Here is a 14773-nt window from a genome sequence, read left to right as displayed (position 1 = left end):
CTAATTGTCATGGTCTTTTTATGATGAGATCAACCTTTTGATGTTTAAGGCTTTCTGTATCAAGGGCATCCACCATACCGAGAACCGTACCAGCTATGAATTTCTGGACGAATGTGTTCAGGGGGACGGGCCTTCCATTTATCCTGAGGAGAACACTATCGGGCTGGCTCTTACAGTCTGTATCATCCGCCTCGCCCTGAACCTTTGCCCTTGCAAACTCTCTGCATGAATCAAAGCCGCACTTACCGCAGTTGAGGTTCTGAAGGAGACCGTAAGTTCTCCTTTCTATGAGTTCAATCAGGTCATGCAGATCATCGATTTTGAATGGATCAACAACCTTCAGGGTGAATTCTCCAGGGGTGGAGGTTGATATGTTAGCATACTCCATTGACTTGAAGCCCTCAACCACAAGGAAGTCGATTTCATCCAGCATCTCAAGGACACCCACAACCTCATCGAGATCCATTTTCCTGTCAATAAGGAAGAAGGTTTCCCTGCCGGTCCCTGCAACTATCTCTGCACCCGCCTTCCGGTGCCTATCGGTGTCCTTACCTGGGAAATCAAATCCCCCATGGGTATGCTTGAGGGTTGCGACCCTGTAACCTGCATCCACGAGTTTTCTGACGATTTTCTCAACCAGGGCGGTTTTGCCGGTGTCCTTGGTGCCTGTCACCCCAACTATCCTCATACTTTCACCTCTTCATAAACTTTATTTTACATGGGGATAAATTTTCACTATAAAAAATAGCTGAAGATAACATGAAGGGGACTGTAAGATTCAGGATCGATGGAAGGGAAGTTGAGGCAGCCAGGGGAATGACTGTCCTCGAGGCAGCCCTTGCAAACGGCATCTACATACCGAACCTCTGTTTCAGAGATGGCATTGAACCATTCGGGGGCTGCAGGCTGTGTCTGGTTGAAAACAGTGATGGAAGGCTGGTAACGGCATGCGAGACCCCTGCAGAGGATGGTGCTGAGTTCATATCAGAGTCTGAAAGGATAAACAGGATCAGAAGAACCACTCTGTCCCTGATAATAGCTGATCACAGCAGGGATTGCCTTTCTTGCCCTGCATCAGGTGACTGCAGGCTTCAGGAGGTCTCATCGTACCTCAACGTATCTGAAAAGGACCTTGAGAGGTTGAGACCTGAGTTTTCAGGGATTGAGGTGGATGAATCCAACCCATTTTTCCTGAGAGACCACGATAAGTGCATCCTCTGTGGCATATGTGTCCGTGTCTGCAGGGGAGTGGGTGCAGAGGCGGTTGATTTTGCATACAGGGGGCGTGACACAAGGATAGCCACCTTCATGGACAGGGATATACTTGATTCAAGCTGCGTCTCATGTGGTGAATGCGTCGAGGCATGCCCTGTGGGCGCCCTTTTACCCCGGACTGATAGGCCATCCACCGAGGTGAGGACTATATGCCCCTACTGCGGCGCTGGCTGCGAGATCTATATCGGGGTGAGGGGAAACCGTATTGTGAGTTCAAGGGGGGTCCCTGACAGCCCTGTTAACAGTGGCAGGCTATGTGTGAAGGGGAGGTTCGCCATTAAATTTGTAAACAGCCCCGAAAGACTCAAAAAACCTCTGATAAAGGTTGATGGAAGGTTTGTGGAGGCGGAATGGGATGAGGCCATCTCATTGGTGGCTGAAAGGCTCTCTGAATACGGTGGGGAAAATTTCGCGGCTGTGGCCTCTGCCAAGTGCACCAACGAGGAGAACTATCTGCTGCAGAAGTTCACAAGGGCCGTTATGGGGTCAGGAAACATTGATCACTGCGCAAGGCTCTGTCATGCCCCCTCACTCGCAGCACTTAGAATGAGTCTGGGCAGTGGTGCAATGACCAACTCCATATCTGAACTGGAGGGTGCCGGCTGTATACTGGCAGTGGGAACCAACCCACCGGAGACACACCCTGTAACCTCCTACAGTGTAATCAGGGCCGTGAGGTCAGGTGCAAAGCTCGTTGTAGTGGATCCAAGGAAAACCAGGTTATCCGAACTTGCAGATATCCATCTGCAGAACAGGCCCGGATCTGACATCCCACTCTTAATGGCGATGTGCCGTTTCATACTTGATGAGGGCCTGCATGACAGTGAATTCATAGATTCCCGCACAGAGAAATTTGAGGAGTTCAGGGACGCACTCATGGCCCTTGATCTTGATGAAGTGGAGAAGGTAACCGGGGTTAAAACTGAAGACATAAGGAGAGCCGCAGTAATGTACGCATCGAATTCTCCGGCATCCATAATATATTCAATGGGCATCACCCAGCACGTTAACGGGACGGGTAATGTGCTTGCACTGAGCAACCTGGCGCTTCTTACAGGCAACGTCGGTGTAAAATCAGCCGGTATCAACCCTTTGAGGGGTCAGAACAACGTTCAGGGGGCCTGTGATATGGGGGCACTCCCAGACCTCCTGCCGGGGTATCAGAGCATTGATGAGGCTGCAGGGAAATTCTCTGAGAAATGGGGTTCACCCATCCCCCCCGCAGGGATGACACTTCCTGAGATGTTTGATGCCGCAAGAGACGGAAAAATCAGGTGCATGTATATAATGGGTGAGAACCCCCTTCTGAGCGAACCTGACATTGAAAAGACAAGGGAGGCCATTGAGGGCCTCGAATTCCTTGTGGTACAGGATATATTCCTAACTGAGACTGCGGAACTTGCAGATGTGGTTCTGCCTGCAGCATCCTTTGCAGAGAAGGACGGTACATTCACCAACACCGAGAGAAGGGTTCAGCTTCTGAGAAAGGCACTGGATGCCCCGGGGGATGCGCTGCCTGACTGGCAGATAATCTCCATGATTGCAGAGAGGATGGGAAGAGAGGACTTTGATTATGGATCAGCCTCCAGGATATTCGATGAGATAAGGGAACTTGTATCCTCATATGCTGGCATCTCCCATGAAAGGCTAAAATTCGGCGGAATACAGTGGCCCTGCACATCAGAGAAGGATGCAGGAACAGATTACCTTCACTCTGAAGAGTTCCCAACACCCACAGGAAGAGCATCATTCCTGCTGCCTGATTACCACTTCAGGAAGGTCTCAGAGGAGTATCCGCTGGTCCTTGTAACAGGACGGAACCTCTACCAGTACCACACAAGGTCAATGACTTCAAGGGTGAGGGAACTGGAATCATTCTCAGACCATGAGCAGCTTCTCATGAACCCCTCTGACGCCGCCTCCATGGGTGTCAGAGATGGGGATACTGTTGAGGTCACATCAGAGAGGGGCTCCCTAAGGGTGAGGGCAAGGGTTACAGATGAGGTAATGGATGGCATGGTCTTCATGACATTCCACTTTGCAGATACCCCTGCAAATGTCCTCACAGGCGGAGAACGGGATCCTTTTTCAGGGATGCCTGAACTCAAGTTCACCCCGGTCCGGGTGTGTCGCGTCTAATCAAAGATAAGATGTGCGCTAACAACACCCTCATTTATATATTTTTCTATTTGTTTTTTGTAGAAAATTATTATATACAGGGCGGTTAAATGTGTGATTAACACACATGGTGACCCTATGCCGAAACATATAGTTTCTGGACTCAAATACATAGCAGCTGTAAACCTAACAAAACAGGGCCATTCACAGAGAGAGATAGCCGAAGCTCTGAAGATAAACAGATCCACTGTTTCTCACTACCTCAACGGGAGAAACCTCTCATGGAGGTCAATAGAGATTGCAACGGTAATAACAGAGATGTGTCCAAGGGATTTCCTTCTTCTCACCCACTCCCTTACACAGAACACAGAGATGACGAGGACGATAGTGAAGACATGCCAGCAGAGGAAATTTCAGGGAACCGTCAGGAACTCATGTATTGGGTGCGGGCTATGTGTGGACACATGCCTCATGAAGGCCATAACCCTCCGAGACCTCAAGGCACATGTGGATTCCGAATGGTGCTGCGGGTGTCTCATATGTGTTGATATGTGTCCAACTGATTCTATAGAAATAAAGGAGGTAGAAATTGATGGAAACGACCGAAGTAATTGAAGGTAAGAATATTACCGTGGAGCGGACCGGCGAAGAAAACAGAAAGTTGATCTTCCAGGATTGCCTCTGCGCTGTGTGTGGACTGTGCGGCGAGATATGCCCGGTCGGTGCAATCGAGGTTAACCCAACAGGTGCAATGGTCAGAACAGAACAGGATGAGTCAAAGATAGCTATCGATGAGAACAAATGTGTCCTCTGCGGTATGTGCAGTTCGATCTGCCCATTCCAGGCTCTTGACCTTCAGATTGACGGAACATCAATAAAGGAACTTGCAGAATATCCTAAAATCCTTAAATCAGCCGAGATAGATGATGAAACATGCATACAGTGCAAGGCATGTGAAACAGCATGTCCACAGGACGCCATAACCATAACAAGGGAACTCCCAGAAAGGAAGGACCTCATCACAGGCGAAATCCAGATAGACAAGGACACCTGCATATACTGTGGTATGTGCGAGGAAATGTGTCCTGTTGATGCCATAGAGATAGAACACCAGATACCAAGTTCAGCGAGCCCAACCGTTGCAACCGACATCAACGTGGACGAAGACAAATGTGTTCACTGCGGAATATGTAAGAGGATCTGCCCTGTTGACGCCATAATGCAGGTCTGCAGAATCTGCCCATACGGTGAATACGAGATAAAGGTCCCTGAGGTTACAGGAACATCCTACATCGACCCTGAGCTCTGTGTAAACTGTGGATGGTGCCAGGAGATCTGCCCGGTTGATGCCGCAACAGTGACGAAGCCATTCCAGGGCGAACTGATAATCGATGAGGACACATGCCAGGCCTGTGAGACCTGTGTGATGGCATGCCCATGCAATGTTCTCTCATTCCCGAAACCAGAGAAACCCGGTGAAAAGCCAACCAAACTCTACAAGGACGAAAGATTCTGCATATACTGTGGAGCATGTGAGAGATCATGCCCTGTTAACGCCATAGAGGTTAAGAGGAGCAAAATAAATACAACTCCAATCAAGTCAAAGGCATGGAAGAACGCCTTTGAATCATTACTCAAATAAAATGGAGGTAATCAGATGGCAATTGGACTTAAGGCATACCCTGAACTCTGCCATGGATGCGGAAACTGCGTGATCGCATGTCCCGTGAATGCCCTCAGAAGCCCCGAGGTTGCAGGTGGAAAGGGCCCAACAGATGATGTGGAAATCATAATGATGGTCGAGGACGGGGTTGTTAACATAAAGAACCCTGACCTGTGCGGAAAATGCGGTACATGTGTTGAAAGCTGCCCTGTGGATGCAATCAGACTGGAGGAATTAGAATGATGGTCATACTCAACACAGGAAGGACAATATGGCAGGGACAGGCCATAGAATCCGGTAAGGACCTTAAAATGTACGTGGATGCAGCTGCAATAATTCAGATGAACGCCGACATGATGAAACAGCTGGGGATAAACGAAGGAGACAACGTCAAGGTCATATCAGAATATGGAGATGTAGTTGTCAAGGCTGTTGAGGCAAAGGAACCACTACCAGATGGAATGGTCTACATACCAATGGGTCCATGGGCCAACAGGGTCATAAGACCGGATACAGATTCAACAGCAACACCCAGCTTTAAGAACATACCGGTGGAGATCATACCCACCGATGAAGAGGTTCCTGACATGCCCACCCTCATGAAGGTCTACGGTAAGGTAGGTCAGATTTAATTAGTTCAGCGGGAGGATTCAAATGGAATACATAATCAAAAACGGATTTGTTTACTGTCCTCTTAACAACGTCGATGGAGAGAAGATGGACATCTGCGTCAGGGATGGTAAAATAGTTGAGAGCGTCAGTGACAGTGCAAAGGTCATTGATGCATCTGGAAAGATGGTGATGCCTGGAGGTGTCGATCCACACTCCCACATAGCCGGTGCAAAGGTCAACGTGGGAAGGATGTACAGGCCAGAAGACAGCCGAAGGGACGCTGAAAAGTTCAAGGCAGGAAGGGCCGGAAGCGGTTTCTCAGTACCCTCAACCTTCATGACAGGTTACAGGTACGCCCAGATGGGTTACACCACCGCAATGGAGGCGGCCATGCCACCACTCCTTGCAAGGCACACCCATGAGGAGTTCCATGACACACCCATAATAGACCACGCAGCATACCCACTCTTCGGTAACAACTGGTTTGTGATGGAGTACCTCAAGGAGGGAGATGTGGATGCATGCGCAGCCTACGCCTCCTGGCTCCTCAGGGCAACCAAGGGTTACACAATAAAGATAGTTAACCCTGCCGGTACAGAGGCCTGGGGATGGGGTGGAAACGTCCATGGCATCTATGACCCTGCACCATACTTCGACATAACACCTGCAGAGATCATAAAGGGACTCGCAGAGGTCAACGAGAAACTCCAGCTACCACACTCAATACACCTTCACTGTAACGACCTTGGACACCCAGGAAACTATGAGACAACCCTCGCATCCTTCGACGTGCCAAAGAACATCAAACCAAACCCTGCAACCGGTGAAAGGGACACAGTTTTATACGCCACACACGTACAGTTCCACAGCTACGGTGGAACCACCTGGAGGGACTTCGTATCAGAGGCACCAAAGATCGCAGACTACGTCAACAAAAACGACCACATAGTCATAGACGTTGGTCAGATAACCCTCGATGAGACAACAACCATGACAGCCGACGGTCCAATGGAATATGACCTCCACTCACTCAACGGCCTCAAATGGGCAAACTGTGACGTGGAACTGGAAACCGGTTCAGGTGTCGTTCCATTCATATACTCAGCAAGGGCACCTGTCCCCGCTGTCCAGTGGGCAATCGGAATGGAACTCTTCCTCCTAATAGACGACCCGGCCAAGGTGTGCCTCACAACAGACAGCCCAAATGCAGGGCCATTCACACGGTATCCAAGGGTCATAGCATGGCTCATGAGCAACAAGTACAGGATGAACCTCATTGAGGGAGAACTCCACAAGTGGGCCCAGAGGAAGAGTACCATAGCAACAGTTGACAGGGAATACACATTCTCAGAGATAGCACAGATCACAAGGGCAACATCAGCAAAGGTCCTTGGTCTCAGTGAAACCAAGGGACACCTTGGTGTCGGTGCAGATGCAGACATCGCGGTATACGACATCAACCCTGAAACAGTCGACCCATCAGTCGATTACATGGCAATTGAGGAAGGATTCTCAAGGGCAGCATACGTCCTCAAGGATGGAGAAATAGTGGTTAAGGACGGAGAAGTTGTGGCCTCACCACACGGAAGAACCTTCTGGGTTGACACCCAGGTTGATGAGTCCCTCTACAACGAGGTCCTTGCCAACGTGGAGAGCAAATTCAAACAGTACTACTCTGTTAACTTTGCAAACTACCCTGTGCAGGACGATTACCTGCCAAAATCCGCTCCAGTTAAAGGGGTGATGTTATGAGTGAAATAATATTAACTCCAAAGGAACAGCCCGAAGTGCCACTGGAGGCACCAAACATCAAACCCGATGTATTCGCAGGAAAATCAATAGATGAGATCAAAAACATCCAGATAATGTACGGTAACGAGGTCGTTAAACTTGGAGACTTCTTTGAGGTCAGCGGAGAACCAGCAGACTCTGCAGCAGATATCAAAATTATCATCGACGGCGATGTATACAACACCAAGAGAATAGGTCAGGAGATGACAGCCGGGGAAATCCTGGTGAAGGGCAACGTGAACATGTACGTCGGAGCCGGCATGAAGGGCGGTAAGATCACAGTGGAAGGCAACGCAGCATCATGGGCCGGACAGGACATGAGGGGAGGAGAACTCGAAATCCTTGGAGACGCAGCTGACTACGTCGGATCATCCTACCGTGGGGACTGGAGAGGTATGAGTGGCGGTGTCATCACCGTCCATGGAAACGCCGGAAACGAGATCGGAGAGTACATGAACGGCGGCAAGATCATCATCAAGGGTGACGTCAACATAATGCCCGGAATACACATGAACAACGGCCTCATAATCATTGAGGGCAACGCCGTTGCAAGGGTAGGCGGCGAAATGGCCGGCGGAACAATAATCGTAAAGGGAATGATACAGGAATTCCTTCCAGGATTCAAGTACCTTGGTGTTGAAAAGGACATAGAGGTTAACGGGGAAACCTTCCCTGGAGCATTCTACAAGTTTGAAGGAGATCACGCAATTAAGGGAGCTAAGGGTATAGTCTATGCGGCTGTCGGATGCAACGGCCACATAGAACCCTAATTGGAGGTAATTATCATGGAATACGTGAAAAATGTGGTCTGCCCCTTCTGCGGAACCCTCTGTGACGACATCATATGTAAGGTTGAGGACAACGAGATTGTTGGGACCATCAACGCATGCAGGATAGGTCACAGCAAGTTCGTGCATGCAGAGGGTGCAGTGAGGTACACAAAACCACTCATAAGGAAGAATGGCGAATTCGTCGAGGTAAGCTACGATGAGGCCATAGACAAGGCTGCAAAGATTCTTGCAGAATCAAAGAGGCCCCTAATGTACGGATGGAGCTGTACAGAGTGTGAAGCACAGGCCGTCGGAGTTGAACTTGCAGAGGAGGCAGGTGCGGTAATAGACAACACAGCATCAGTCTGTCACGGACCCTCAGTGCTTGCACTCCAGGACGTGGGCTACCCCATATGTACCTTCGGTGAGGTGAAAAACAGGGCAGATGTCGTGGTCTACTGGGGATGCAACCCGATGCACGCCCACCCGAGACACATGTCAAGGAACGTTTTTGCCCGTGGATTCTTCAGGGAAAGGGGAAGATCAGACAGAACCCTAATAGTGGTTGACCCAAGGAAAACCGACAGTGCAAAGCTTGCAGACATACACCTTCAGCTTGACTTTGACCATGACTACGAACTCCTCGATGCAATGAGGGCATGCCTCCTTGGACATGAGATACTCTACGATGAGGTTGCAGGTGTACCCAGGGAGCAGATCGAAGAGGCTGTGGAGGTACTCAAAAACGCACAGTTCGGTATACTCTTCTTCGGTATGGGTATAACCCACAGCCGTGGTAAGCACAGGAACATTGACACAGCTATTATGCTGGTCGAGGACCTCAATGACTATGCCAAATGGACCCTCATACCCATGAGGGGACACTACAACGTTACAGGTTTCAACCAGGTCTGCACCTGGGAAAGCGGATACCCATACTGTGTTGACTTTTCAGGTGGAGAGCCCAGGTACAACCCTGGTGAGACCGGGGCAAACGACCTTCTCCAGAATAAGGAGGCCGATGCAATGATGGTCATAGCCTCTGACCCTGGTGCCCACTTCCCACAGAGGGCCCTCGAGAGGATGGCTGAAATACCTGTCATTGCAATAGAGCCCCACAGGACCCCCACAACCGAGATGGCTGACATCATAATTCCACCTGCCATCGTGGGTATGGAGGCAGAGGGAACAGCCTACCGTATGGAGGGTGTCCCCATAAGGATGAAGAAGGTTGTTGACTCAGACCTCCTCTCAGACAGGGAGATCCTGGAGAGACTCCTTGAAAAGGTGAGGGAATACAGGGCCTCAAAGTAGTCAGGCCCTCCATTTCTATTTATTTTAAAAACCTTTGATTGAGTTCTGTTTTATGGGTACTGGGTAATATTTCAGTGTCCTATTTTTGATCTGGTTACTGTTCCTTTATGTACCTGGTACATAATCAGTCACAATACTTGTGATTAGGATGGAAGGACAGGAGGGTCATGGAACATTTACCATGAGACCAGAATAAAAATTAAAAAGCGTCATTGAGGATGAACTCATGGAGTAATACAGTTCCACCATTAAAACAGAACAAAAATTAAAAAGGAGACCTCATGCAGGTTTTCTGTTGAGTAGATGGGCCATCAGACTCACAATTATAAATCCGGCCACTATTAGTGAAACTATTTCAACCACAGCCAACATCCAATCACCTCATTCATCAACAGCCTCAATTACGCATACCCCACCCTCACATTCGTGCTCCAGTTCGATGAGGTATTCCTTCAGCTTCTCAACGTCAATTGTTGTAAGGCCCTTTATGAGGTCGCTGTCTATCTTTATCTGTATTACACCCGCGTTGTTGGTGACAACCTTTCCAGGGATGTATACGCGACCGAGGGATAGCCTCACAGTATCTCCTGGTTTAACCTCTTCCCTTATGTACCTGCAGAGTTCATCGCAGGTCGCGATTCTGTTTTCCTTTTTCAAATAAATCACCTTGTCTCTGATTATATAATTTATGATCGTTATAAAAATAAGTTTTACACCTTTTCGTATACTAAGCTCTGGGGGGGTCATGATTTTTTAAACTGGGTTTATATCTCGTCAATGTACCTGAATTCCTTAAGCTCCATGAGCCCCTCAACGGCCTTCATCCTTATATCGATACCTGCCTCACGGACAGCTGCAAGGGGGTTCAGGCCTCCAGGGGTCACTATCCCTGCATGGTACTTCTCTACGCGGGCGTTATAGACTATCTCACTGGGTTTGCCGATTTTCAGTATGCTGAACCCTGCTTCTGATAGATCTTCAATGAGTTCTGTGGCATGATCCCTTGCAAGGTAGGGCACCTCACGGAGACTTGCAAGTACCCTGCCTGGACCATCAAGGGCTTCAAGAACTGCAGTCATATTCTTTGAAACGTATATCTCATGGGGGTCCAGGGATGAGCCGCTGTAGGCTGTTAGTTCGACAAAGCGGGGGTCCCTGACTCCAACCTCAAGGAGGCCACCATACTTTGGGGTGGACATGATACCATTCTTTATGAGTATCCCGTCCAGGGTGAGGCTGCAGACAGTTGCAATTCCGGCCATTCCACCCTCATCTGTGATTCCTATAAGGGGCAGGGTTGAAAATTCAGGGCGCTTCCCAAGAAGATCACGCATGATCTCGAGGGCTTCATCGAGATCTTCTCTTTTAACCAGGGATATATTTGCAATTACCCTCCCAGAAAAATCCCTGTGGTCGAAATCAACCCTGTTTATGAGGTTCCAGGCCTTTGAAAGCAGGAAACGTACCCTGACACCCCTTTCAGGTGCAGATGCCATTAACCTCTCCTCAGGTTTTACGAGGGGCTCCAGGCTTCTGAAGTCAATGAGGTTCTCTGCCAGTTTAATATCGGCCCTGTAACCTGCCTCCTGTATTGCGCAGAGTGGAGTTATACCTCCTATGATGGCAACCCCAACCATCCCATCAGCCACAGGGACACCCAGGACATCCTCACCTGGCTCACCCACCTTGAGGACACCTGATATATCAGCCCCCTCAAGTTTTCTGAAGAGTTTCATGGCGTCATCCCGCGCTGTTCCAGGTATAAGGCGGAGGTTTGCAGGTACGGTTCCCTCCCCATTTTCAATGACTTCAAGAACCGAGGTCATGTTCTCTGAGGTGAAGGCCTCCAGTGGGGTCATTGATGTTTTCTTGTATGCTATGAGTTCCCTGAAGTTCACGGGTCTGCTCCCCTCGAATCTCACAAGCCCCCCAAACTGGGGTATGACTGGTATCCCGTTCATCAGCAGAAACCCATCAACAGTTGTTCCGCATATGGTGCTTATCACAAACTCTCCATCATGTTTTTCCAGGCGGACACGGGGGCTCAAACAGAAACCGTTTTTCATGACATATTTCAGTGTTTCCATGGATTCAGGGGATATCCTTGATGTGTTTACAACCACCTTCCCCTCAAGGGTATCAGGATTGAAGCTTGTACGGTAGATCATACTTTCGAACTTTGAGAATATGAAGTCCACCTGGTCGTAGACGAGGCCGCGGTTTATCTCCTGCAGCCCCTTTTCTGTTATCCTCCTTCCGGCGTAACCAACCCTTTCTGTAAGACCCTTTTCATCAAGTATGCGCATGTGGTATCTGACGGCACGTTCTCCAAGATCGTAACCCTTCTTTTTAAGTTCTGATGCTATTATCTTTGCTCCAAGGACGTCGTCGTGCTCTGCAAGGATCCTTAAAATCTCCATCATCTTCTGGTTGGTCTCTTCAGCCATCAGCAAACACCATATAAAAAATAGGGAGGAGGGTTATTTAAAGTTTAATAAAAAATGGGGGTTAGATGTCAAGGTATCTTTCAAGTTCGTACTTGAAGACCCTCACCCGGTAGTCGTCCCATTCCTTGTGCTTTATCTCCATGAACTTCTCATAGACATGGTCCCCTAGGGCGCCCTTGATGACATCGTCCTCCTCAAGGGCATGGTATGCCTCCCAGAGACTTGAGGGGAGGGTTTCGATTCCCATTTCCCTGAGTTCAGGGATGGATTTTTCGAATACATCTATTTCAGTTGGCTCGCCCGGGTCAATCCTGTTCTGTATACCGTTCATACCTGCTTCCAGCATTGCTGCGAATGCAAGGTACGGGTTGCATGATGGGTCAGGCATCCTGAGCTCCACACGGGTTCCCTTACCACGGGATGCAGGGATCCTCACAAGGGTTGACCTGTTTTTGAGGCCGTATGCTATGTACACAGGGGCTTCATAACCAGGTACCAGCCTCTTGTAGGAGTTCACTGTTGGTGCACATACCGCTGATAGTGCGGGGGCATGCTTGAGGAGCCCTCCTATGAAGTACATGGCCTTCTCTGATAGCTGGGTCTCGGTGTCAGGGTCGTAGAATACATTTTCACCGTCCTTGAAGAGTGACTGGTGGCAGTGCATACCGCTACCGTTTTCACCGAAGAATGGTTTTGGCATGAAGGTTACCATGTAACCCATCTTGTCCACTATGGCCTTTATCGCCTGCTTGAAGGTTATGACGGCGTCTGCTGTTTTAAGTGCTTTGTCAAATTTGAAGTCTATCTCATGCTGCCCAGGGGCTACCTCGTGGTGGCTTACCTCAACATCGAAGTCAAGGGCCTCCAGGTCCATCACAAGTTTTCTCCTGAAGTCTGTACCCTGGTCCACTGGTTCCACATCGAAGTATGCACCGCAGTCGTGGGGTATTATGTTCCCATTTTCGTCCTGGTCCAGGATGAAGAATTCGGGTTCTGGTCCCACGTTGTATTCGTAGCCCAGGTGGGCGTATTTGTCAAGGGCCCTTTTGAGCACGTACCTTGGATCTCCTTCGAATGGTTTTCCATCTGGCCAGTATATGTCGCAGATGAATCTGCAGACACCCTTTTCCTCTGGCCTCCATGGGAGTGTTGAGAAGGTTTCCGGGTCTGGTTTGAGGACCAGGTCACTTTCGTTTATGTCGACGAATCCCTCAATTGAGGAGCCATCAAAGAGGAGACCGTCCTTTATTATGTCCTCTATCTGGTCCGGCCTTACCAGGGGTATTGCCATGTTTTTTGGTTTTCCGTGTATATCCACAAACTGAAGGCGGACAAATTTTACTCCGCATTCATCCATTTTAGCTATTATTTTTCCAATCTTATCTGACATGGGTTATGCCTCCGTGGCATGAGCTTAACTGTCACCGGAAGTAACTTTCCTTCTACTGGTTTATATATTTTTGGTCATTATAATTCAACAATTTTGAATGGTTCGCCAAGGAGCAGATCAAATTTAAGCATCCTTGGCGCGACTATTGGATCACCCCTCCCGGTTATCAGCTTAAAAACCTCCGCTGCCTGCAAACACCCGGTAACATTGGCCACGGGCCCTATGACTGGCGGGGTCTCAGAGGATAGTTCTTTAAGCTTGGCCTTAACCTCATCTGTAAGTTCAAGACCCTCAGATGGCAGATTGAAAAGTTCCTCATAGGGTGGGGAATCGGATGTGAAGACGCTCACCTGGCCCATGGATCCATGTATGGCTCCGTGTATGAATGGTATGCCCTGGCTGCTGCATCTTCTTGATGCCGTGACCCTTGAGGTTATGTTATCAAGGGCATCCACCACGGCGTCGCTTCCATCAATTATGGTTGAGGCATTTTTTTCTGTGAAAAGCCCATGAACTACCTGGACATCGGCGAAGGGGTTCACGTTTCTGATGCGTTCTGCTGCAACTTCAACCTTGGGGAGTTTAAGGGCGCTGAAACTGCTCATGAGCTGCCTGTTGATGTTTGAGACATCAAATACGTCGCTGTCTATTATCCTGATACTGCCTATACCCATTCTGGCAAGCATCTCAACTGCAGCCCCCCCTATACCCCCACATCCAATTACAGAAACAGTTGAATCCCTGAGCCTTAACTGTTCGGTCTTTGAAATGAGGCCCATCTGCCGGCTGACCATCTCCCAGTAGGCCATACCCTCATATCTCCTAGGCATTCCAACCCTCTTTAAAATCTGTCACAGTATAGATATTTCAGTGAATTATTATATTAATGATTCCACAGGTTTTAAGGGTCACCTCATGACCCAGCACTGCATTGATAGGGTTGGATTGAGGGTAGGTCCGCGATCTGGATTCCCTTGACGTCGGCTCCGAATTCATACTGTTGATAGGGTTGGATTGAGGGTAGGTCCGCCCCTCAGGAATATTAAAATTAAGTGGGTCAGGTAAATGACTTAATAATGCTGACTTAATAATGCTGTCATAACAGAAAAAGTGGTGTAAAAATGCCGGGGGCGGGATTCGAACCCGCGACCTCACGGTATCCCAGGAAAAAGTCAGAGCACTGCTTAATACCCTATGAGCCGTGCGCTCTAACCAGCTGAGCCACCCCGGCGTAGCTTATAAAAAATCAGTTTTCATCCAATTTAAACTTTTCTGTTAAACACCTCCGATGCATGACAGCCCCCAGGATGCAACCATTATTACCTGGTGCCATTACAGGAAGCTATTAGTAGCACAAGCGTAGCTAACCCCGGATGCAACCATTATTACCTGG

Annotated in this window: 13 protein-coding genes and 1 tRNA gene; 8 read left to right on the top strand and 6 right to left on the bottom strand. The window is 48.9% G+C overall.

Annotation, left to right across the window (positions count from 1 at the left end; genetic code table 11):
• Positions 1–7: 7 nt before the first annotated feature.
• A complete protein-coding gene (gene mobB, locus ACPLJI_RS00070; RefSeq protein ID WP_424731065.1) occupies positions 8–688 on the bottom strand; it encodes a molybdopterin-guanine dinucleotide biosynthesis protein B in 681 nt (226 codons plus the stop codon).
• A 71-nt stretch (positions 689–759) separates the two neighbouring features.
• On the opposite strand from mobB, the gene fdhF reads away from it, so the two are divergent.
• From fdhF to ACPLJI_RS00030, 8 genes are all read left to right on the top strand, one after another.
• Complete coding sequence (gene fdhF, locus ACPLJI_RS00065; protein ID WP_424731066.1) at positions 760–3414, top strand: formate dehydrogenase subunit alpha; 2655 nt, start codon at positions 760–762, stop codon at positions 3412–3414.
• Between the two features lie 117 nt (positions 3415–3531).
• Positions 3532–4008: a 4Fe-4S binding protein gene (locus ACPLJI_RS00060; protein WP_424731067.1), complete on the top strand. Its 477-nt coding sequence runs from the start codon at positions 3532–3534 to the stop codon at positions 4006–4008.
• The gene (gene fwdF, locus ACPLJI_RS00055) at positions 3986–5035 is read left to right on the top strand and encodes a tungsten-dependent formylmethanofuran dehydrogenase subunit FwdF (RefSeq protein ID WP_424731068.1); all 1050 of its coding nucleotides are present in this window, start codon (positions 3986–3988) and stop codon (positions 5033–5035) included. Before ACPLJI_RS00060 ends, fwdF begins: the two co-directional genes overlap by 23 nt.
• Before the next feature lie 15 nt (positions 5036–5050).
• Positions 5051–5299 carry a 4Fe-4S binding protein gene (locus tag ACPLJI_RS00050; protein WP_424731069.1) on the top strand — a complete coding sequence of 83 codons (249 nt, stop codon included), beginning with the start codon at positions 5051–5053 and terminating at the stop codon, positions 5297–5299.
• Positions 5296–5688 carry a tungsten-dependent formylmethanofuran dehydrogenase subunit FwdD gene (gene fwdD / locus ACPLJI_RS00045; protein WP_160323144.1) on the top strand — a complete coding sequence of 131 codons (393 nt, stop codon included), beginning with the start codon at positions 5296–5298 and terminating at the stop codon, positions 5686–5688. Before ACPLJI_RS00050 ends, fwdD begins: the two co-directional genes overlap by 4 nt.
• Before the next feature lie 22 nt (positions 5689–5710).
• On the top strand, positions 5711–7420 hold the full coding sequence (gene fwdA / locus ACPLJI_RS00040; protein ID WP_424731070.1) for a tungsten-dependent formylmethanofuran dehydrogenase subunit FwdA: 1710 nt from the start codon (positions 5711–5713) through the stop codon (positions 7418–7420).
• Positions 7417–8229, top strand: coding sequence for a tungsten-dependent formylmethanofuran dehydrogenase subunit FwdC (gene fwdC / locus ACPLJI_RS00035; protein ID WP_424731071.1), 813 nt, complete (start codon positions 7417–7419; stop codon positions 8227–8229). Before fwdA ends, fwdC begins: the two co-directional genes overlap by 4 nt.
• A 12-nt stretch (positions 8230–8241) precedes the next feature.
• Positions 8242–9543 carry a formylmethanofuran dehydrogenase subunit B gene (locus ACPLJI_RS00030; protein ID WP_424731075.1) on the top strand — a complete coding sequence of 434 codons (1302 nt, stop codon included), beginning with the start codon at positions 8242–8244 and terminating at the stop codon, positions 9541–9543.
• 381 nt (positions 9544–9924) lie between these two features.
• Here the strand turns inward: ACPLJI_RS00030 and ACPLJI_RS00025 are convergent, their stop codons facing one another.
• From ACPLJI_RS00025 to ACPLJI_RS00005, 5 genes are all read right to left on the bottom strand, one after another.
• On the bottom strand, positions 9925–10209 hold the full coding sequence (locus ACPLJI_RS00025; protein WP_238523376.1) for a DUF2097 domain-containing protein: 285 nt from the start codon (positions 10207–10209) through the stop codon (positions 9925–9927).
• Positions 10210–10307: 98 nt separating this feature from the next.
• Positions 10308–11990: an NrpR regulatory domain-containing protein gene (locus ACPLJI_RS00020; RefSeq protein ID WP_424731072.1), complete on the bottom strand. Its 1683-nt coding sequence runs from the start codon at positions 11988–11990 to the stop codon at positions 10308–10310.
• A gap of 61 nt (positions 11991–12051) precedes the next feature.
• Positions 12052–13380, bottom strand: coding sequence for a type I glutamate--ammonia ligase (glnA, locus tag ACPLJI_RS00015; protein WP_424731073.1), 1329 nt, complete (start codon positions 13378–13380; stop codon positions 12052–12054).
• 77 nt (positions 13381–13457) lie between these two features.
• Entirely contained in the window at positions 13458–14210 is a 753-nt protein-coding gene (locus ACPLJI_RS00010) for a HesA/MoeB/ThiF family protein (RefSeq protein ID WP_424731074.1), read from the bottom strand.
• 292 nt (positions 14211–14502) lie between these two features.
• Positions 14503–14611: transfer RNA gene (locus tag ACPLJI_RS00005), tRNA-Met, on the bottom strand.
• Positions 14612–14773 lie beyond the last annotated feature (162 nt).

Source organism: Methanothermobacter sp. (genome assembly GCF_049720995.1).
In the GTDB taxonomy this organism is placed as follows: Archaea; Methanobacteriota; Methanobacteria; order Methanobacteriales; family Methanothermobacteraceae; genus Methanothermobacter.
This window is presented reverse-complemented; position numbering and strand designations above follow the sequence as displayed.

Excerpts from the sequence above, each read along its gene's own strand:
- mobB (WP_424731065.1), bottom strand. The coding sequence starts at position 688 with ATGAGGATAGTTGGGGTGACAGGCACCAAGGACACCGGCAAAACCGCC.
- fdhF (WP_424731066.1), top strand. The coding sequence starts at position 760 with ATGAAGGGGACTGTAAGATTCAGGATCGATGGAAGGGAAGTTGAGGCA.
- ACPLJI_RS00060 (WP_424731067.1), top strand. The coding sequence starts at position 3,532 with ATGCCGAAACATATAGTTTCTGGACTCAAATACATAGCAGCTGTAAAC.
- fwdF (WP_424731068.1), top strand. The coding sequence starts at position 3,986 with ATGGAAACGACCGAAGTAATTGAAGGTAAGAATATTACCGTGGAGCGG.
- ACPLJI_RS00050 (WP_424731069.1), top strand. The coding sequence starts at position 5,051 with ATGGCAATTGGACTTAAGGCATACCCTGAACTCTGCCATGGATGCGGA.
- fwdD (WP_160323144.1), top strand. The coding sequence starts at position 5,296 with ATGATGGTCATACTCAACACAGGAAGGACAATATGGCAGGGACAGGCC.
- fwdA (WP_424731070.1), top strand. The coding sequence starts at position 5,711 with ATGGAATACATAATCAAAAACGGATTTGTTTACTGTCCTCTTAACAAC.
- fwdC (WP_424731071.1), top strand. The coding sequence starts at position 7,417 with ATGAGTGAAATAATATTAACTCCAAAGGAACAGCCCGAAGTGCCACTG.
- ACPLJI_RS00020 (WP_424731072.1), bottom strand. The coding sequence starts at position 11,990 with ATGGCTGAAGAGACCAACCAGAAGATGATGGAGATTTTAAGGATCCTT.
- glnA (WP_424731073.1), bottom strand. The coding sequence starts at position 13,380 with ATGTCAGATAAGATTGGAAAAATAATAGCTAAAATGGATGAATGCGGA.
- ACPLJI_RS00010 (WP_424731074.1), bottom strand. The coding sequence starts at position 14,210 with ATGCCTAGGAGATATGAGGGTATGGCCTACTGGGAGATGGTCAGCCGG.